24 protein-coding genes and 1 riboswitch are annotated in these 19,184 nt (G+C 35.4%); of the genes, 12 read left to right on the forward strand and 12 right to left on the reverse strand.

Annotated features, from left to right (window positions below; genetic code table 11):
- Positions 1-193: 193 nt before the first annotated feature.
- The 3 genes from KHA93_RS19330 to KHA93_RS19340 form a co-directional block, all read right to left on the reverse strand.
- Positions 194-586 carry a VOC family protein gene (locus KHA93_RS19330; RefSeq protein ID WP_213112198.1) on the reverse strand — a complete coding sequence of 131 codons (393 nt, stop codon included), beginning with the start codon at positions 584-586 and terminating at the stop codon, positions 194-196.
- A 490-nt stretch (positions 587-1,076) separates the two neighbouring features.
- Positions 1,077-1,355 (reverse strand): DUF2277 domain-containing protein, encoded by a 279-nt coding sequence (locus tag KHA93_RS19335; RefSeq protein WP_213112199.1) that lies wholly within the window; start codon positions 1,353-1,355, stop codon positions 1,077-1,079.
- 39 nt (positions 1,356-1,394) lie between these two features.
- On the reverse strand, positions 1,395-1,844 hold the full coding sequence (locus tag KHA93_RS19340; RefSeq protein ID WP_213112200.1) for an Rrf2 family transcriptional regulator: 450 nt from the start codon (positions 1,842-1,844) through the stop codon (positions 1,395-1,397).
- A gap of 206 nt (positions 1,845-2,050) precedes the next feature.
- Here KHA93_RS19340 and KHA93_RS19345 point away from each other — a divergent pair, with 206 nt between their 5' ends.
- From KHA93_RS19345 to KHA93_RS19355, 3 genes are all read left to right on the forward strand, one after another.
- Positions 2,051-2,692, forward strand: coding sequence for an NAD(P)-dependent oxidoreductase (locus KHA93_RS19345; RefSeq protein WP_213112201.1), 642 nt, complete (start codon positions 2,051-2,053; stop codon positions 2,690-2,692).
- Between the two features lie 235 nt (positions 2,693-2,927).
- Positions 2,928-3,680, forward strand: coding sequence for a DUF5694 domain-containing protein (locus KHA93_RS19350; RefSeq protein ID WP_213112202.1), 753 nt, complete (start codon positions 2,928-2,930; stop codon positions 3,678-3,680).
- 12 nt (positions 3,681-3,692) lie between these two features.
- The gene (locus tag KHA93_RS19355) at positions 3,693-4,139 is read left to right on the forward strand and encodes a DinB family protein (RefSeq protein WP_213112203.1); all 447 of its coding nucleotides are present in this window, start codon (positions 3,693-3,695) and stop codon (positions 4,137-4,139) included.
- A 202-nt stretch (positions 4,140-4,341) separates the two neighbouring features.
- On the opposite strand, the gene KHA93_RS19360 is transcribed toward KHA93_RS19355, so the two are convergent.
- The 3 genes from KHA93_RS19360 to KHA93_RS19370 form a co-directional block, all read right to left on the reverse strand.
- Positions 4,342-4,551 carry a hypothetical protein gene (locus KHA93_RS19360; RefSeq protein WP_213112204.1) on the reverse strand — a complete coding sequence of 70 codons (210 nt, stop codon included), beginning with the start codon at positions 4,549-4,551 and terminating at the stop codon, positions 4,342-4,344.
- Between the two features lie 201 nt (positions 4,552-4,752).
- On the reverse strand, positions 4,753-5,775 hold the full coding sequence (locus KHA93_RS19365; RefSeq protein ID WP_233711229.1) for a nuclease-related domain-containing protein: 1,023 nt from the start codon (positions 5,773-5,775) through the stop codon (positions 4,753-4,755).
- Positions 5,776-6,102: 327 nt separating this feature from the next.
- Entirely contained in the window at positions 6,103-7,299 is a 1,197-nt protein-coding gene (locus KHA93_RS19370) for an MFS transporter (RefSeq protein ID WP_213112205.1), read from the reverse strand.
- Between the two features lie 76 nt (positions 7,300-7,375).
- Positions 7,376-7,476, reverse strand: a riboswitch (purine riboswitch).
- Positions 7,477-7,822: 346 nt separating this feature from the next.
- Between KHA93_RS19370 and KHA93_RS19375 the strand changes: the two genes are divergently transcribed.
- The 3 genes from KHA93_RS19375 (at position 7,823) to hisA (ending at position 9,807) form a co-directional block, all read left to right on the forward strand.
- Entirely contained in the window at positions 7,823-8,404 is a 582-nt protein-coding gene (locus KHA93_RS19375) for a YdeI/OmpD-associated family protein (protein ID WP_213112206.1), read from the forward strand.
- Positions 8,401-8,925 carry a DinB family protein gene (locus KHA93_RS19380; RefSeq protein WP_213112207.1) on the forward strand — a complete coding sequence of 175 codons (525 nt, stop codon included), beginning with the start codon at positions 8,401-8,403 and terminating at the stop codon, positions 8,923-8,925. The genes KHA93_RS19375 and KHA93_RS19380 overlap by 4 nt, the downstream gene beginning before the upstream one ends.
- 123 nt (positions 8,926-9,048) lie before the next feature.
- Complete coding sequence (hisA, locus tag KHA93_RS19385; protein ID WP_213113045.1) at positions 9,049-9,807, forward strand: phosphoribosylformimino-5-aminoimidazole carboxamide ribotide isomerase; 759 nt, start codon at positions 9,049-9,051, stop codon at positions 9,805-9,807.
- Between the two features lie 116 nt (positions 9,808-9,923).
- Here hisA and KHA93_RS19390 read toward each other — a convergent pair whose 3' ends face one another.
- A complete protein-coding gene (locus tag KHA93_RS19390; RefSeq protein WP_213112208.1) occupies positions 9,924-10,766 on the reverse strand; it encodes an aldo/keto reductase in 843 nt (280 codons plus the stop codon).
- A gap of 152 nt (positions 10,767-10,918) precedes the next feature.
- Between KHA93_RS19390 and KHA93_RS19395 the strand changes: the two genes are divergently transcribed.
- Together KHA93_RS19395 and KHA93_RS19400 are read left to right on the forward strand one after the other, a co-directional pair.
- Positions 10,919-12,037, forward strand: a complete 1,119-nt coding sequence (locus KHA93_RS19395; protein WP_213112209.1) for an AbrB family transcriptional regulator — start codon at positions 10,919-10,921, stop codon at positions 12,035-12,037.
- A gap of 82 nt (positions 12,038-12,119) precedes the next feature.
- Entirely contained in the window at positions 12,120-12,353 is a 234-nt protein-coding gene (locus KHA93_RS19400; protein ID WP_213112210.1) for a hypothetical protein, read from the forward strand.
- Between the two features lie 146 nt (positions 12,354-12,499).
- Here KHA93_RS19400 and hflX read toward each other — a convergent pair whose 3' ends face one another.
- Complete coding sequence (gene hflX, locus KHA93_RS19405) at positions 12,500-13,753, reverse strand: GTPase HflX (RefSeq protein WP_213112211.1); 1,254 nt, start codon at positions 13,751-13,753, stop codon at positions 12,500-12,502.
- Positions 13,754-14,281: 528 nt separating this feature from the next.
- Entirely contained in the window at positions 14,282-14,512 is a 231-nt protein-coding gene (locus tag KHA93_RS19410; RefSeq protein WP_213112212.1) for a DUF2651 family protein, read from the reverse strand.
- Positions 14,513-14,704: 192 nt separating this feature from the next.
- On the opposite strand from KHA93_RS19410, the gene KHA93_RS19415 reads away from it, so the two are divergent.
- A complete protein-coding gene (locus KHA93_RS19415; protein ID WP_213112213.1) occupies positions 14,705-14,860 on the forward strand; it encodes a hypothetical protein in 156 nt (51 codons plus the stop codon).
- Between the two features lie 73 nt (positions 14,861-14,933).
- Positions 14,934-15,158 (forward strand): hypothetical protein, encoded by a 225-nt coding sequence (locus KHA93_RS19420; protein ID WP_213112214.1) that lies wholly within the window; start codon positions 14,934-14,936, stop codon positions 15,156-15,158.
- A gap of 578 nt (positions 15,159-15,736) precedes the next feature.
- Here KHA93_RS19420 and KHA93_RS19425 read toward each other — a convergent pair.
- From KHA93_RS19425 to KHA93_RS19435, 3 genes are all read right to left on the reverse strand, one after another.
- Positions 15,737-16,267: a GNAT family N-acetyltransferase gene (locus KHA93_RS19425; protein ID WP_213112215.1), complete on the reverse strand. Its 531-nt coding sequence runs from the start codon at positions 16,265-16,267 to the stop codon at positions 15,737-15,739.
- Positions 16,268-16,411: 144 nt separating this feature from the next.
- The gene (locus tag KHA93_RS19430) at positions 16,412-17,593 is read right to left on the reverse strand and encodes an MFS transporter (protein ID WP_213112216.1); all 1,182 of its coding nucleotides are present in this window, start codon (positions 17,591-17,593) and stop codon (positions 16,412-16,414) included.
- Positions 17,594-17,595: 2 nt separating this feature from the next.
- Positions 17,596-18,012, reverse strand: coding sequence for a MarR family winged helix-turn-helix transcriptional regulator (locus tag KHA93_RS19435; RefSeq protein WP_213112217.1), 417 nt, complete (start codon positions 18,010-18,012; stop codon positions 17,596-17,598).
- Between the two features lie 150 nt (positions 18,013-18,162).
- Between KHA93_RS19435 and KHA93_RS19440 the strand changes: the two genes are divergently transcribed.
- Both KHA93_RS19440 and KHA93_RS19445 read left to right on the forward strand, forming a co-directional pair.
- Positions 18,163-18,552 carry a VOC family protein gene (locus tag KHA93_RS19440; RefSeq protein WP_213112218.1) on the forward strand — a complete coding sequence of 130 codons (390 nt, stop codon included), beginning with the start codon at positions 18,163-18,165 and terminating at the stop codon, positions 18,550-18,552.
- A gap of 104 nt (positions 18,553-18,656) precedes the next feature.
- The gene (locus tag KHA93_RS19445; protein ID WP_213112219.1) at positions 18,657-19,184 is read left to right on the forward strand and encodes a GrpB family protein; all 528 of its coding nucleotides are present in this window, start codon (positions 18,657-18,659) and stop codon (positions 19,182-19,184) included.

The raw sequence follows: 19,184 nt of genomic DNA on the forward strand, positions 1-19,184 counted from the left end.
TCAATTATAGTCAATAATGATAAGCAATTTAATATAATGTAAGAGATTATATTGGCGAAATAAGAGTGGATAGAGTTTTCAGAATACATCTGAATCTCTATCCATCTTTTCGTTCATTTACAATTGCATTATGACTCGGTAAAAAGTATAGCTGAATTAAACTATCGTGTCCCGTTAGCTCAATACCCTCGAATCAATTTTGTTCTTCAATTGCCCAGAAACGATTTCCGTACGGGTCATTAAACATTAGAACCTTGTCTCCGCCGCCGCCGAAAGTAATCTCTCCAACTGGGACACCACTATGAATTAAATCAGATTGCAACTGCTCGATGTTTTCAGTTGTAAATTGTATTGAATAATGTGGATTCAGCTTGATGTTACCTGTGTACCAAATGCTGCTCTCGTCCTCTTCTTCCCCAAAAAGTAAGATTTCTTGTCCGTTTGCCAGCTTAAGGCTTGCAATCCCCATCTTCCAAATCAAATTAAAGCCTAGCACATTAACATACCACTCGATTGACTTTTCATATTCTTCAAAATTCCCCGATTTCGTAACTGGAATGCCTAACACAATTTCTTTGACACCCATAAACCGTTGATACCTCCCATCATATTGCATTGATGTAATGGTAGTTATGTATCTTGAAAAGATTCGGCATTATTGTCACATTATCCTGCCCGTTAGCTCAACCTCAGAGATTATCTGAGGGTAGTTCTAAATCAAGAATTTACAGAGGAATTTGGTTCCTATACGTTTGTTAAATTTACGAATAAAAGTACATTTCTATCGTTGCGTACAAATGTTTTGCAATATACTAAAAAAGACACAGAATTCTGTGTCTTGTCTTTACTATTTAAATTGATAAATTGTGCTGTTGGTACCTATATCTACAGCAATAACTACTTCTAAATTGCCTATATGTTAATCCCCCTGCTTTGTTTTTATGAATGATATTCATCTTCAAAATATGGAAAACCTTTTTGTTAACCTGCTTTAGCTGGTACTTACAATTCCTTTATGGTCGCAAAAAATAGAATAATCTTTTGTAGGAAATGTTGAAGAACATCATTTAATCAGTTTAGATCTCTTCTATACCAAATCTTTTTGCATTTCTAGCACGAGACCGTTCAGCTTCAACCTCTCGATCACGTGGTTGGGCTGTGGTTTCTAGTGAGTTTAGTAAATTTTGTGTAGCGATCGCTATCTCCTCAATGGCACGATTAAATGCGTCTTTGTTTGCTTGCGATGGCTGATTGAAACCGGAAATCTTTCGCACATATTGAAGTGAGGCTGCGTATACTTCGTCTTCGGTAGCTGGAGGGTCAAAGTTAAAAAGTGTTTTAATGTTGCGGCACATTTCATTCTCCTCTTTCCTTTTGTAATTTTGTAAGTTGTATCATATATCATTTCTATTTTTATTTTTTTCTTTATTTGCAATCTCATTTACAACATCTGCGATCGTAACATTTTCAAGAGCTTTCTCTAAAGCTAGCTGAGCTGTAGATAATAACGGGAATATCGTATCTTGTATGTTCCTGCCTACAGGACAAGCTGGATTTGGATTTTCATGTACACTAAACAATTCTTTCTCCTGTACAACATCAACCGCTTTATATACGTCGAGCAGTGTAATTTCAGATAATTCTTTTGCTAGTTCAGCCCCAGCAATACCGGGCCGTACCTTAACTAACCCAGCATTTTTAAGCATACCCATTATTCTTCTAATAACTGCAGGATTTGTGTTTACACTTTCTGCTATAAACTCAGATGAGCTTACTCCTCCCTTATTGATTTCAATCAATGAAAGTATGTGAATTCCTACGGCAAATCGGCTGCTGATGGACATTTTAACCACCTTCCTTACGATAATAATGCTATATATTTTGAGCATGTAATTATTTTGGTTACAAGTTTATTATATCTTAAATTATTGCACAAAATATACAAAAGTTATTGTGTTGACATTCAAACAACCTGTAACTATAATGATTACATGTAACTAAAGTGGTTACAAATAGTTTAATCAAAATAATATGTATGGAGGTATAGGAAATGAAGATTGGAATTATTGGTGCATCTGGTAAGGCGGGAAACCTTATTCTCAATGAAGCTGTTGAAAGAGGGCATCATGTGACGGCAATTGTTAGAGATGCGACGAAGATTCAAAACAAACAAGTTGCGGTTGTAGAAAAAAACATTTTTGACATAAAAGCAGAAGATATAAAGGAATATGACGTAGTTGTAAATGCGTTTAATGCTGCTCCAGGCCAAGAACATCAGCATGTAGAGGCTGGTAGTATATTAATTAAAGCACTTAAAGATGCTCCACAGACTAGGTTGATAGTCGTAGGTGGGGCAGGAAGTCTTTTTGTAGATGAAGCAAAAACATTACGTGTATTTGAAACCCCGGATTTTCCTGAATCCTATCTCCCAACTGCTTCAAATATGGGAAAAAACCTTGAAGAACTACAAAATACAAGCGGGATTCAATGGACCTACATTAGCCCGGCAGGATTCTTTGATCCAGAAGGTAAACGTACAGGTTCTTATCAAATTGGAAAAGACCAATTGATCTTGAATACAAAAGGTGAAAGCTATATTAGCTATCCAGATTATGCGATTGCCGTTATAGATGAAATTGAAAAACCACAGCATATAAACGAACGCTTTTCAGTAGTAGCTGAAAAGGAATAATATTAAAAGGTGAACAGCCCCCTATTTAAAATCATTAGAGGCTGTTCACCTAATTAAATTACTGTAACATTGCTAAGATCAGCCTTAGCCCCTTGTAAAAGTTCTTGCTAATTTATCCGTAGTAATAATTGAAGCCATAAGTTAGATTGAGGATTTAATATATTTTCCAAATGAAGGAAATCCCATCCTCTTAATAGAACCTATCATTATAGGGAAATATAAAGGGGATTATGGGATGAAAAAGGTGAATAAAAAACCTACTATTTTAATATTAGGTACATTTCATATGGCACCAAGCTCTGACTTGTTTCAGTCTAAATTAGACGATTTTTTGACTTTAAAAAAACAACAGGAAATTCGAGAAGTCGTGGAACGTTTTAAACAATATAAGCCTAATAAATTAGCAGTGGAAAGAGTGACAAAAAGGGACCACGAACTAAATGAGGAGTTCAGAAGATATAAAAATGGAGACTTTGAACTACAAGTAAATGAAATTTACCAGCTTGGATTTCGAATTGCGGATGAACTGAATCATGAAAAAGTATATGCCATAGATTGGATGGAACAAGGTGCAGGAACGAGAAGTGCAGGAGAAGTGTATGAATGGGCTAAAGAAAATCAGCCAGATTTATCACAATCTATTTATGGATGGCTGGAAGCAGCGAGTCAAGGTGAAACGCAAGGTGTTGCACCTACCATCCTAGATCTATATCGAGGATGCAATGACCCTATTGAGATAAAGAAACATCATGAAATGTATATTAATATGGCTCGTATTGGAGATATTGATCACTATGTTGGAATCGATTGGCTCATTTGGTGGTACCAAAGAAACTTAATCCTTTTTTCAAATTTAGCACGATTAGCAACCTCCGCTAATGACAGAATTCTTTTTATTGTAGGTAGTGGACATGTACAGATTCTTTATCAATTTCTTGAGGAAAGCGGTCTTTTTAACTTGGAACGGGCAGATACATATCTAGGATAGGAGAGGGAAAAAATGCAGAACGTCATTGATAAGCTAAATGACTGGCTAGTAAAAGTCTCGGAAGGATTCAGTCGGTTTACTGAATCAGAAATATCAGAACGACCTTTGCCACACAAATGGTCAAAAAAAGAGATACTAGGCCATTTATGTGACTCAGCCATTAATAATCTTGAAAGGTTTATAAGAATTCAATATCAGGCTGAGCCCTTGGTCCTCATACCGTATAATCAAGATAAGTGGGTAGAATTACAGGGATATCGTGAAATGCCGATTGAGGAAGTAATGATTTTATGGAGTAGCCTGAATAAAAAAATTATCAATGTTATTAGTAAAATACCTCGGGATCAACTAATGTTGCAATGTAATATAGGCAATAACCAACTTAGGACCTTGGAATGGTTAATAAAAGATTACCTCGACCATATGGAACACCATTTGAACAACCAAATTTTTAAGTGATTAATATTCATGCGTATGGGAACTGATTATATATTTAAAAAGGGATAACCGCCATTCGTTGTTTTTGCTGGAATGGCATTTTTTTATGGCGAGGCTGCATAGGGTCCGCATGTTCATTTCTAGTTCCTAACTTGAGCTTTCTTATCCGTATAACAATCGTCTATTCCCGTTCAGATTCTTCCAATTCCCTTTCAAAGGCATTCTATTCCCGTTCACCGCAATCCAATTCCCTTTCGGAGGTTCTCCATTCCCGTTCAAATAAGGTCAATTTCCGTTCGAAGTATCCATTCTCGTTCAGAGCCTTCCAATTCTCGTTCAAAGGCATTCTATTCCCGTCCACCGCCATCCAATTCCCTTTCGGAGGTGATCCATTGCCGTTCAAATTAGGTAAATTTCCGTTCGAAGTATCCATTCTCGTTCAGAGCTTTCCAATTCTCGTTCAAAGGCATTCTATTCCCGCTCACCGCCATCCAATTCCCTTCGGAGGTGATCCATTCCCTTTCAAATAAGGTCAATTCCCGTTCGAAGTTTCCATTCTCGTCCAAAGGCACTCAATTCCCGTTCAAAGTTCCCATCCCCTTATAACGGTCCATTTCGGAGATTCAGTTCCTATTTAATTCATATCAGCGTGAAAATCCATAGAATATGTGCGATACCGATGTTTCCCACCGCTTTTTAGATTCATGCTTTGTAAGATGCGATGTGCGGATTTTATGTCATTAATCTTTAGAAACTCACGGCAATCTTTATTAGACATATTGTGTCCGAATAATAAAAACCATTCTTTAATTGCTGATCTATAAGCAAAACGGTCGTAATTTTTACAATTTTGGCAGTACCAGCTTCTATAAACTTTCTCCATTCCAATCGAACTACATACTGGGCACATTACTCCATTTTTAAAATCACTTCGAGGAATTGCATATGTTTCACAAATTGGATTTGGTATATACGGTCGATGGCTTTCAAGGAGTTGAGATGATAGCCTGTCCAACATTTTTATATCTATTTTCTGTGGGAGGTGGTAGAGGCTTTTGATGTATTGTGGAACTAAGGTTGGGAATAAAATTTTTGTGCGTTTCGGCGCAACTTTTACGATTTGCTTCGGATATGCTAAGACAACAACGCCAATAATTGGAATATCGATACAGAATTGGCTTAAAAACTCTTTAAGCAATATAACATATCTTTCTACTTGTGCGGCTGGGCTTTCGAATCCGTCCACTTGTCCATCTGCTTTTGTTCGAATTAATTGTGGTGGATTTTCTCTAAATTCCAGTATTCCCGAGATGTTTTTCACTTCTAAAATCAAGGCAAATGATCGGGTTAAAAATAACGTATCTATTTGAAATTCGGTACTGGTAATGAGAGATAGGTCGTGGAAAATGCGGTAGTCAATAGAGAAGGAGTTTCGAAGGAGTACATCTGCTACTTTGTCCTCGCCAGCAATACCTGCTTCTACAGATAATAATTTTGATGAGATGGTTGGAAATAATAAGTGGTCCTTAGGTAAGCGATTTTGTGCGGCGGTTAATCCTTGTAGAGATAGAGATTCTGATCTTATTTTTATATTGATAGCTGCTTCCTCCCTTTTATTTATTAAGGAAATCGTATCATAGAAGAGATATAGGAACAATCACTACTAATCAAACGTTTGATTAAAACAAAGCGGGTGCCATAGCGCCGCATTTATAAAAAATCTGTGCTTTTTGCAACTAATCAAACGTTTGATTAACTGAAAAAGAGACAAATTTAATTTTGTAATTTATAAAAGCTTATAAGGAATATCTAGAATAAGGATAGGACAGTTAGTATAATTAACGCTTCAATCGAATTAAGAGCTCGGCTGTTTGAATAAAGATCGGTAATAAAAGGAACAGTCCCTTTACAAAGTATACGGGACTGTTCCTTTATTTCAATGCAATTTTATCCAATTTTTTTCTCATTCCATCGGAAAAGAACGTTATTGGACTGTATTTTTAAAAAGAGATGAGGCTTCTGGCTTTTTATTTCTAGCAATAGTTGGTCTGGTTAATGAAAAGAACGCACATAATAGCGAGATAATGACAATAACACAACCAACCCACGCTGTACCGGAAATGGAACCTGTATGATTTAATACAACACCGCCAATTGCTGACCCTAATGAAATCCCAATTTGCAATGCAGAATTATTAAAACTTTGCTGTATGTCAGATGTTGCTGGATCCGTTTGAATCAAATAGCTTTGTTGGGGTGGCGCTAGACTCCAACTTAATGCACCCCAAATCATCATGATAGGAATGAAAATAAAAAGTGAAAAAGTCGTGAAAGGCAATATGCCTAGTACGATAGCAAATGCTCCAATTACAATGAGTATACTCTTAGGAGCTCCAATCCGATCTGAAAGAATTCCGCCGAAAGCTCCACCACTTATGGCAGCAATACCAAATACGAAATAGCAAATACTAATCCAATAGGAATTTAAATGAAAATTTGTTTCTAAAAATGGTGTGAAATAGGCATACAGTGTATAGTGACCTGCTAGCATAAACAATGTTGCAAGATGGGCGCTACTGATTTTTGCGCTACCCACAGCTTTTAATTGTTGTGAAAGTGGAATCGTTTTTTCACCAGGAATACGCTCTAAGAATATTGAAATAAGCACCATTGATACAAGTGCAAACAATGCGATTCCAAGGAATATTACGCGCCATCCCAATGCGTTAGAAATTAAGATTCCTAATGGGACCCCCAATACAAGAGCTGAACTAATTCCCATATATATAAGTCCTACAGCTTTTGCCTGATGAGTAGGGGATGCGACTTTTGCGGCAATCGTTAAGGATAGTACTACTATTAGTGCTGTACTCATTGCAGATAATACCCTTGCGATCATCATAAGAGTAAAATTCTGACTGAAATACGTCATGATATTACCAAGAATAAAAACAAATAGTGAAGCAATGAATAACTTTTTTCGTTCAATTTTACTAGTTAACATAAGTAAAACAGGTCCCGCAATAGCATATATAAGGGCGAACACTGTAATAAGTTGGCCGGCTGTACCTAATGTAATATTAAAATCGTCGGCGATTGTAGGTAATATCCCGCCTATAATTAATTCAACTAATCCAGCCGCGATTGTTGATAATGCTAGAATATAAACTTTCAAATTCATGATGTAGATTTCATCCTTTCTATAAAGAGAATAGGCTTTGATGTTTTTCAAAAAACAAAAAATCCTGACTACAAAAAACGAATTGTTCATTTTCTGTAGTCAGGATTTTTAAGGTTCCTGGTAGATACCCTCAAGCCTTATTCTTGAGGTTATACAGGTAATATATAGTTAAAAAGCTAGTCATTTTTATCCCATAAAAAATCACTTAAAATACATATTACTACCTTTTACTCTATTATTCTAGTGGAGACATTTGGAAAAATACAATCTACTCCATGACTCTGCTATATCATTCTCTTCATTGATAAAATGGTGTAGTTCAATATATAAAACAAATGTCTAGCTTCTTTTTACTTTTGTAGATTTTAAAGGAGATTCTTGTATTTAAGAAGAATGATATTAAGAAATAAAAAAGGAATTAAAAATGAAAAAAGCAACTGTGCAAAGAAGAGAAATCATTGATTTATTAAAGCATTTGAATGACAGGACTTGAAAGTTAGGTCATTATAAATAGGAGGTAAACATGAGTAAATTCTCCATAACTTACGTACCACAACCAGATTTTTCATCATGTGATGAAGCGTGTTTGGCAATGGTTGCACAAATTCCAATAGAAGAAGCAATTGTAGTGATGAAAGGAACGAGAGCCTCGGGATCAAGTCATTTTTATAAGGCGTTGAAAAAATATAAAATTGATTATTTAAGCTGGCGAGCAGTTGAGGATTTAAAAGAGTTTCCTCCTCTTTGTATATTATTGGTTGGGTTTCCTACTTATGGTCATAGTGTCGTTTACTATGATGGTATTTATTATGATCCTGAATTTGGAGTGCTAGAAAGTTACACACCTGAAGGACAAATTACTCACTTCATGGAACTGTTTATAGATGAAGTTTATGAAGGTAAGCAGATTGATATTAGGATCCCAAATGATTTCAAAGAAGCATTCAAGCTCGATCAAGATGCATACCAAATTTTTGAAAGATTACCTTATCCTCAGAAATCAAAATCTATTAATGGGATTAGTCATTATAAAAATCCTGTCGTTCGGAAAAAGAATATTGAGAAGATCATGGCGAGCCTTAAGAAACAAGGAGAATCGATATGAATTTTAATATAAATGAAGCGATTGAAGTTTTAGAACGTACACCCACAACATTGGATTATTTTTTATATGGTATATCAAATGGCTGGTTGGCGCGTAACGAAGGAGAAGGAACTTGGAATGCTAAGGAAGTCATTGAACATCTGATTGAAGGGGAGAAAACCAATTGGATACCAAGGTTAGAATTCATACTTCAAGAAGGTGAAAGTAAGCCATTTCCGCCATTCGATCGTTTTTCTCACCTAAGCGATAGCGAGAAGAAGTCGATAGAGGAAAAACTGCATGAGTTTAAAACAATTCGGACGAAAAACATAGAGAAACTTAAGACTCTTATTGAACCTGAATTGCATCTTGAATTAACTGGTTTACATCCTGAATTTGGAGTCGTGAAGGTAAGAGAATTAATTTCAACATGGGTTGCGCATGACTTAACGCATATTGCTCAAATAGTACGAGTAATGGCGAAGAGATACCGAGAAGACGTTGGTCCTTGGGTAGAGTATTTAGGGATATTGAAAAAGTAAAAGAAATTGAGTTTAACTAACGATTAAGATTCATGGTTATGAAAGAAAAACAGTAAAGGTTACAGGGGCTATTCCTGTTTATAAAAAGAGAATACATATTACTTTATGAAGGAATTGATTAATTTGAAGTTTAGACCGTGTATAGACATACATCAAGGAAAAGTTAAACAAATTGTTGGAGACACACTTCAGTTGGATAATGATTTAGTTACTGAAAATTTTGTATCAGAATATGGATCTGCCTTTTATGCTTCAATGTTTAAAAATGACGGTTTAACAGGTGGACATGTTATTATGCTGGGTGATGGTAATAAAGATTCGGCTATACAAGCATTAAATGAATATCCTAAAGGTTTACAAATTGGAGGGGGGATTACATCAGAAAATGCAAACTTTTATCTAGAAAATGGAGCATCACATGTAATCGTTACTTCCTACATATTTGAAAATGGTGAACTTAAAAAAGATAGATTGAATAGAATTGTTGATGCAGTTGGAAAGGATAAGTTGGTAATAGACCTGAGTTGCAAGGAAAAGAATGGAAAGTGGTTTGTAGTAACAAACAAATGGACTCAATATAGTAATTTAGAAGTCAATAGCTCAACAATTAGGGAATTAGAAAAATATTGTGATGAGTTTTTAATTCATGCAGTAGATGTGGAAGGAAAGCGTTCAGGAATACAAGAGAATTTAGTAGAGCAATTATCCAAATGGGTTTCAATTCCGACTACATATGCCGGTGGAGTAAGTTCAATAAAAGATTTGGAATATTTTTATCAACTTTCTAATGGCAAATTAGATATTACGATTGGCAGTTCACTAGATATATTTGGTGGAGATCTATCCTATAGTAAAGTAGTTGAATATTGTAGAAATAAATAAGTAAGGGACCGTAATTTTATTGGCAAAAAGGTACCTAGAAGACAGAGTATTTAGGGATATTAAAAAAATAAAGGAAAGAGCGCGTCCCTTTATGATAAGTGACACACTCTTTCCATCTAAAATTCTTGAACGGAAGCGGGGTCCTGGTTGCTTAATCTTCCATTGGGGCGAGTTAATGCTGCCAACATATTCATTTCATTTTCATCTAACGAAAAATCAAAGATGGAGATGTTCTCAAGTTGACGAGAAGGAGAAGCCGATTTTGGAATGGATATAGTACCTAGCTGATAATGCCAACGTAAAACTACCTGAGAAACGGATTTATTATGTTGTTCGGCTATTTTTTTGATTGTTTCATTTTCTTGGATGACATTTGCTTGTGCCAATGGACTCCATGATTCTGTTACTATATGATTCTCTTCATGCCATTTTCTTTGTTGCTCTTGATTAAAAAACGGATGTAATTCTATTTGGTTTACACTTGGCATAACGCCAGTTTCCTTTTCTAAACGCTCAAGATACTCGGGCAAGAAATTTGAAACACCAATCGAGCGAATGAGACCCCATTTTTTCGCATCAATCAAGGCTTGCCAAGCTTCTACATACAAATCTTGCTTCGGATTTGGCCAGTGAATTAAATATAAATCATAATAATCTAGATTTGCACGATATAGCGATTCTTGTATGGCTAAAACGGCTTTTTCATAAGAATGATAGCGTCCAGGTAGCTTAGATGTAATGATTAATTGATCTCTCGGAATGGAACTTCTTCGGATCGCCTCACCAACTGTTCCTTCGTTTTCGTAGCTGTAGGCAGAATCAATCAAGCGGTAGCCGATATCAATTGCATGTTTAATAGCGTTGGCGCCGGTATTTCCCCTTAGACTATATGTACCTAACCCTATTACTGGTAAAGAAAAGCCATCATTAAGCGTAATTTCAGGAATGGAAATACTCATCTTAAATCGCTCCTTTCTGTATTAATATAAGGTTACCATATTTAGGAATTCACATCATTTTTCTACGATTTTTCAAGGGTTTATTTCTTTGACAATGTTTTCAACAAGAACCTACAATAATAGAAAATAATCGAATTCGCAGGGTTTATTTTATGAAAAATAGATATTTTAATATGGCTAAACAAATCCTCATAACACTTATCACTGCCATAATAGGTGGTGTACTATTTAGTTTTTTTCATATCCCAGTTCCATGGCTTCTTGGGCCAATGATAGCAGCGCTAATAGGTACAACCGTAATGAAACGCCAATTTATTTGGCCAAGCTCCATCCGAAATTCTGGAATGATTATTGTTGGGTATACGATAGGACTTTCGATGACAACATCAGCCTTGCATGCAATGGTACTACAATTGCCGTACATGTTATTGATGACGGTATTGCTACTATTATTTTGTGCGGGAATTGCTTTTGTTGTGTCCAAGCTATCTGATAGTGATTATAGAACGTTACTACTGGCAAGTATTCCCGGGGGACTCTCACAAATCATAATGTTGGCTGAAGAAACGAAGGGCATTAACTTGGCTATTGTTACGATTACTCAAGTTATCCGTTTAATGATTATCATCATTGTAATGCCATTGCTTGTGCTGATCCCGATGTTTGCAGATTCTGGTGATGTTGTAAATGAACCAATCGCTTCTTTAGCCCCGACTTTATCCTCTGGAAACTGGAGTAATCTGTTTCCTAATATCATTATTTTTGCAGTTATATGTATTGTCTTCGCTCTCGTTGGTGCGAAAATAAAGTTTCCAACGGCGTATTTGATAGGACCGGCTATTGGGACAGCAATCTTTCAAGCATATATCTTAGAAGGACCTCAACTGCCATCTGGTTTAATTAATGCAGCACAGCTATTGCTTGGGACACATGTCGGCTTAATGCTGACGCCTAATCAGATTCCTAGAAAATTAAAGACATTTGGTCTTGCACTTGGGAGTGGATTAATACTCGTTTTTGGGGCAATTGGTTTTAGCATGTTACTAATAAAGCTGCAGCCCATTTCTAAGGCTACAGCTTTACTGAGTTTGGCGCCTGGAGGAATGGATCAAATGGGAATCATTGCTCACGCAATAAATGCGGATCTATCCTTTGTATCTGGCTACCAGCTGTTTCGAACCTTCTTTATTTTTTTCGCAGTTCCGTCTTTAATTAGGTTGATCTTTAATATTGCGGATAAAAAGAAAGTAAAGCATCAAAGTCAAACGTAATGAAAGAGTTTCCTCCATAGCTATTAGAGAAGAAGGGGCTAAGATACGTAATATAACTGAAGCAAATAAAAGGAGGGTTTTTATGAAAATATTATCAATATTATTCCTGATTCCAGGAACAATTGCTACGTTTATAGGAATACTTCCATTTATATTTGCTTATCCGTATTGTGATAGATGTCCAAATTCTGGTCAGTCAAACTTATGGGAACTTATCCTTATGACTTCTTATGAGGGAAAGGGATGGTATTTGGTAAATGGGATCGTGTTACTAATGCTATCAATACTTACATTTTTCAAACAAAGAAAAGCATAAACTAAAAAAAAATAGATATACAGTGTGAGGAATAAAAATAGTGAATCGGACAATGAATGTGATTGTCACGAACTATCATGAAAGAGTTTTTAACTCGTTAACCAAAATGAGCTGCCGAAAATCCTCGACAGCTCATTTTCCTATTTCTATAAAACTTTTTGTACGTATTGATAATATTTTTCCGTATCTGCTTTTTTACATTCCACAATTAGCTTTGTTCCATCTTCTTCATAATCGGTCGATATTATTTGACTGTGTTCATTAAAGTACGAAATAACCGTTCCGTCTGTGTATGGAATAAGCAATTCACAGGAAACATAGTCATTAAAAATGTGTTGACTAATAAGTTGTATACAGTCCTCAACACCTTTTCCTGTTTTTGCAGATATATAAACACTGTTTTCTTGTAATGGAAAAGGTCCGTCAACAAGATCGGATTTATTATAGACATAAATGGCAGGAATATTATCAACGCCAATATCCTTCAAAACTTTATTTGTCAGCTGTTTCTGTTCTTCATGATGTGGATTAGAGTAATCAATGACATGAACAAGCAAATCAGCTTCCGTAACCTCTTCAAGAGTTGAACGGAATGCTTTTACGAGATGATGCGGTAGTTTATTAATAAAACCAACGGTATCCGTTAATAAAAATTCCTTGTTATTGGTCAAAGTCATTTTTCTCACAGATGTTTCTAACGTAGCAAATAGCATATCTTTTTCAAAAACGTATTTTTCTAAACCAACGTTATTTAGTAAAGCATTCATTAGAGTTGATTTGCCTGCGTTCGTATAACCAACTAATGAAACAACAGGAATTTCGTTTTTGTCTCGCTGTTTCCTTTGTATCTTTCGCCTTGCAACCAATTGTTCCAGTTCTTTTGTTAAGGCAGCGATCTTGATTTCAATTTTTCGACGATCGAGTTCCAGTTTCGTTTCTCCGGCTCCTCTATTTTTTAGCCCAGAGCCTCCACCTTGTCGTCCTAATGATTCTCGACTTCCTATTAACCTTGGAAGCGTGTAGTTCAATCTCGCAATTTCAACTTGGAGCTGAGCCTCTTTCGTTCTAGCCCTACTCGCAAAAATCTCAAGAATGAGTGTAGTTCGGTCGATGACTTCGCAATCCAGCTTAGATTCCAAATTACGAATTTGAGAAGGGGAGAGCTCATCATCAAAAATGACGATATTGGCTTCTGTTTCCGCAATCAATTCAAGCAATTCCTCGACTTTGCCACTACCAATATAATAGGTTTTATCAAAGTGATGTAAATTTTGTGTGACTTCTCCAAGCACTGAGACGTCACAAGCTTGAGCTAAATTACATAATTCCTCCATGGAATAATTAAAACTTTCGGCGGACTTATTCCGATTGACACCAACAACAATTGCTTTTCTTTCCATATGGTTTACCTCCGATTTTTTTAAAAATAAAAACATAGGTACTCAGTCTATGCTTAGGTAAACAGGGATGGAGACGCCGAAAAAACCATCATGAAATGGAAATGAGTGGCCACATTGGAGGAAAGATGCGGTAAAAAAATAACCTTCATTGTTTAGAACGAATCCCCGATATTTTTAGACAACAAAAAAGGAGAGAACCGTCCCTCCCCTTCATCTTTTATTAACATTATAAAAATGAGGTTTCCTGAAATAGGCAGACCAATCCCGTAAACCCTGCACAGACAGCAGAGCTTTGAACATATTCAATTATTTGTTCAAAGTTTGGAATCGAAGTCTAATAGTTGCCACTTGGAAACCCTCCGTTCATTTAAAGTTGAGTTCATCTTAACATGCGTGTGAAGAAAGAGCAATGTGAAAAAAGTAAAATAATTACATTTTCACCCGATTAAAATGGAAGGGGATACCTTCTCACATTCAATTATATGACTAAGAAAAGAGAAGGTTTCCCCATTAAGAAAAGTCCATTGACTACTTGTTATATACATTTAGCTTCATAATAAGACTTACCGCAATTGAAAGTGCCGTATAGAATATCACGTAACTAAAAAGTGTACCTTTATAAATAGTAATAGCCAACACTGTAAAAATAATAAAAATGATGATAGGAGTTACATACCATTTCTTTAGTAATAAAAACCCAACAATTGAAACAATAAAAATAATAATAGGTAGTATTAAAACTATTAAAATCCCTTGCATAGGTACCATCCTTTTTTGAAATGAATAACCACTAATTATTGTAAAAATGGTCTAATTTCATGAGTAGCTATTTAAGCAGAGAATTTTTATTAACTTTACTAATTCTTCATAATATCAAAATACCCTTAAGTTTTCAAAAAAATTAAAATAAAAAGATTAATATGATAATATGAATGTGGGGGGAGTGATATTTTGGTTGATAAATACTTAGCATCTTATATATCTATAGGCGGAATTGTAGGGTTATTTTTTGGGGGGATGTGGGAAGGAATCAGTGCAATGGTATTAATTTATATTGCGCAAAGATTAGAGTACATTACCCGAATTTATGAAAAAAGAAATGATTGAGAAGATAGTACCAATCCAGTTGATATAAATTAAGAGGCTAATGATCGTATTTATGAAAGGAGGCAATAGACAAATGGAAAGAAAAACAAGTTTGATTCTGGGAGCATTATTTATTTTGACAAGCGGTTTGATGTATTCAGTTGAACGTGTAATTTCAATTGTTCATTGGTCGGCACTCACACATACAGGATCGTATCCAACTACACCACCTCCTCCAACATTGCTAGATAACCTTTTTATACCGTTGTTTTTATTAATTGGAGTCATCCTTATTTACGTGTCTTTTAAAAAGAAATAATGAAATAACTTGTGCAATCTTAAATGAAGAATACTTGACTATCTACAAACTCTAGCTTCAAAAGAAAGGTCTTAAAGAAAATTAATGGGAGGAATGAATAAATAATTAGAAGCGTCTGTTTCATTCATGTATTGCTTGGATTGATAATGATCATTGGACATCTGGTGGGTGGTGCAAATGGATTTTTCCTATGGATTCTTGATGCCATTCTTGTAACCTATCCCATTATATATCTTCTTTCCACAACTTTATGGGGTACTCTCATTACATTTATTGGTCTTAAGTTTTCCAAAAATAAACAAAGTTTTTTTAAACATTGGCTCTTGATGATGCTTTCCATACATTGGTTTACTATCGCTCTTTTAATGATAGATACTTTTAGTGTTTTTAATGATTTCTAAATTTTTGTGATGTTTATAAAAGAGTTTTCAATATTCTATAAGGAGAGGTCTAATAAATAAATAAAATGAACAGGCAACAGTAGTATGTAATAAATGAAAAATGATATTAGTTCACTTAATAAGATTAAAAACGCCCAGGGTTTTATTTCTGAGCGTTTTATCTTAAAATCTCTTAATCTAATATGATTTTAACAACGAGTAAACGTTCGTATCATATGGGATACCATTTTGATACATATAGCTTCTCAAAATACCTTCTTTTTCAAAGCCCAGCTTAATTAGCAATTCATTAGAAGGTTTGTTTTCAATAAAAACAACTGCCCCAATACGCGCCAAATCAAGTTCATTAAAACCATATGATATAACTTTTGAGACAGCCTCTGTTGCGTAGCCTCTTCCCCAATAATAAGGATACAGTTCGTAACCTATCTCAGCTCTTTTGTGCTTAGGAGACCAAGCATTAAACCCAATAGTTCCGATAAGGCCCTCTTTTTCTCTTAATTCAAGTCCCCATCGAACCCCTCGTTTTTCTTTGAAGTTTTTTGCGAAAAACTCAACAAACTGTTCCGCTTGCTCTAGGTTCGTTAAAGTATCTTGTCCGTAATAACGGGTTACGTCATTATTTGAAAAACAATTAAAGATTGCTTGAGCGTCCGTACTTACAATCTCTCGCAATCTAAGCCTCTCTGTTTCTAATATCGGAAACATTCGCCCACTCCATTTCGAAAAACCCTAAAATTAATAATAGGAGTTTTTCACCGTTTATCTTTTATTTAATAGCGATGTCAATATATTAGCATAAAGTTCCATTAACTTTTAAATAAAGTTAAACGCCATCAAACAAAAAATTGCCTATTGGAAAGACTTAGCACTTTTCCCATAAGCAAAATAATACATCGGATAACAAAGTAGAATCACAATCACCATCGAAAAGAAAATGGCACGGTAACCTGAATAAGGTTCGATGAAACCTAAAATATATGGTCCTAAGCCGAGACCTAAATCATACAAAATGAAATAAGTCGATGTGGCTAAGCCGAAACGGTGAGGCTCTGTTACTTTTATCGCTATTGCTTGTGCGATAGAGTTAAAATTACCGTAGCCTAAACCGATACATGCACTTGCCATTAAAAGCATCCATCCAGCTGAAGCTTCACTAAACAGAAACATCCCAACAGCAAAGGTAGCGAAACACGGGTATACTATGATGTTGGCTCCCCGTGTATCCATTAATTTACCTGTTATTGGACGGGTGAAAATAATGACGAGAGCGTAGACTAGGAAGAAATAGCTTGCCGCTGTTACGAGGTGGATTTCTTCTGCGTAAAAAGACAAGAATGACATAACGCCAGAATAGCTAAAGCCGATGACTAGGGCCACAAGTGATATTGGAGCAGCTTTTGGTTCGATAAAACGCGTAAGGATTGGCCCTTTTTCCACAATTGTCTTCTCTTTTGATGGCTCTGCAATTTTAATTTTCATAAGAGCTAAAAAGATCATACTTCCAATAGAGAAAATGACATTAATCATATACATAATCGTAAAACCGTTATCTAACTTCATGAGTAAAATACCGAAAAACGGTCCAATTGCTGTGGCTAATATAGTGCTTAGACTATAATAACCAATCCCTTCGCCCCTACGTTTCACCGGTAAAATTTGCGCGATAATGGTACCGGCTGCTGTTCCCATTAAACCAAATGCAATACCGTGGAATAAACGGTTAAGGAGTAAAGTTGTCGTATTAAAAATACCAAAGTAAAAAATCGAAGCGACTGTAAGCAAAATCAAACCGGTCCAAAACACTTTTTTTGTTCCAATTTCATTAATATAACGGCCAGCCACAAGTCGTCCAAGTAGTGAACCGATAATGAAAATACTTGATACAAGACCAGCTGTACTCGTCGATAGATGAAACTCATTTTTAGCATAGGTCGCGATGGTCACCATTAATAGGTAGAACATCAATGTTGCTAAAAAATTGATCGTTGAAACAGCGATAAATTCTTTCGTCCATAATTTTTCTGTATTCAATATTATCCTCTTTTCTTTACGTTGTTAGTTAGTTGCTCTAAAACTTCGTTAACAACTTTTATTTGTTGTTCAGATACTCCTTCCAATAATTTCGATTGATACAAATCAACCGAAGCTTTACATTCTCTATATTTGATTTGTCCTGTCTCTGTTATATGCATGACTTTTTGCCGTTTATCTTTTCCGGGACGAACTTCAATAAGACCAAGGTCCATAAGTTTTTGGCCGACTGGTGTAACAGAAGGTTTTTCTACCTGCCAATACTCGGCGATCTCAGAAAACGTAGTAGGTCCATCTTCTTGTAAATAACGAAGCAAGCCCCATTGCAATTCCGTTAGCTCATGCGGCTCAAGCACCTTTTGTATCTGGTGCGTATAAGGCTTATATAGTAATTTAATTTTAGAAAAAATAGAGTACAAGGAAATCCTCCTCGAATAATAGTTAGTTAACCTAACTAATATTATAATATGTCATTTTATTTGTAAATGGAAAAATTTTTAAAGGAATTAGGTTACATTTGTAGAATTTACATTTTGTATTAGAAAATACCGATAGGGGTGTGCATAAAGTTGAGTTTAGGAAAAATTAACGGTTCATCCATTGTGTTTTTAGTAAAAGATATAAAAAGGTCTTCTGAATTTTATAGAAATTTGGGATTTGATTATGAAGAAATTGGAATTGGAGAAATCAAACATATCCACGTAACAAGGGATCAATTAACATTTATTTTGCACGAAGCAAGTAATCCAGAAGACGTTCGTCCTTTTTCGTTCCTTAAGGGTGGACCACAATGGGATGCCTTTGCTTATTCGAATGAGGTAGATGTATTGTTTGAAGAATTTAAAACAAAAGGTGCCGAAATCGCATACGGCTTAAATCAAGATCCTTATTGGAATGAATTTGCGATAAGAGATGTAGATGGATATGTCGTTGCATTTGGCGGGGGAGTGAGTAAGTAATAAAATAACGAGTTTCCAAATGGTGTTTCTGAAATATTCAGAAATGCCTTTTTGCTTAGTCGGTAGATTTTTAAGTAAATGAATTTCTTGGGGGAATTGATTTTATGAGAAAAACCTTGATACTTCCCTGGACCGAAGATTGGGCAATATTATATATACGTGAGGAAAAAATATTAAAGGAAATATTTAATGATAAAATAGTTGATATTTTTCATATCGGTAGTACGTCTATACCAGGAATTGGTTTTGCCAAACCAATTATAGACATTTTAATCGTTGTTAAGGATATTAAAATAGTGGATTCATTTAATGAGCAATTACAAGATATAGGCTATGAGCCTAGAGGTGAAAATGGCATAGCAGGTAGGAGGTACTTTCCGAAGGGGCAAGAACATAGAACTCATCACGTACATATCTATCAAGTTGGTCATGTAAATATAAAAACACATTTAGATTTTAAAGATTATTTAATGGCACACCGAGAGGATGCCGCAAGTTATGGGGATCTAAAAAGAAGATTAGCAAAGCAGTTTCCTGAAGATCATTACAAGTATCAGGAGGAAAAACAAGTAATTGTTGATGAATTGGTCAAAAAAGCCATTAAATGGGCTTTAGAGTGTAAGGGGGGCTAA

It is taken from the genome of Lederbergia citrisecunda, assembly GCF_018343695.1.
GTDB classification, from domain to species: domain Bacteria; phylum Bacillota; class Bacilli; order Bacillales; family Bacillaceae_C; genus Lederbergia; species Lederbergia citrisecunda.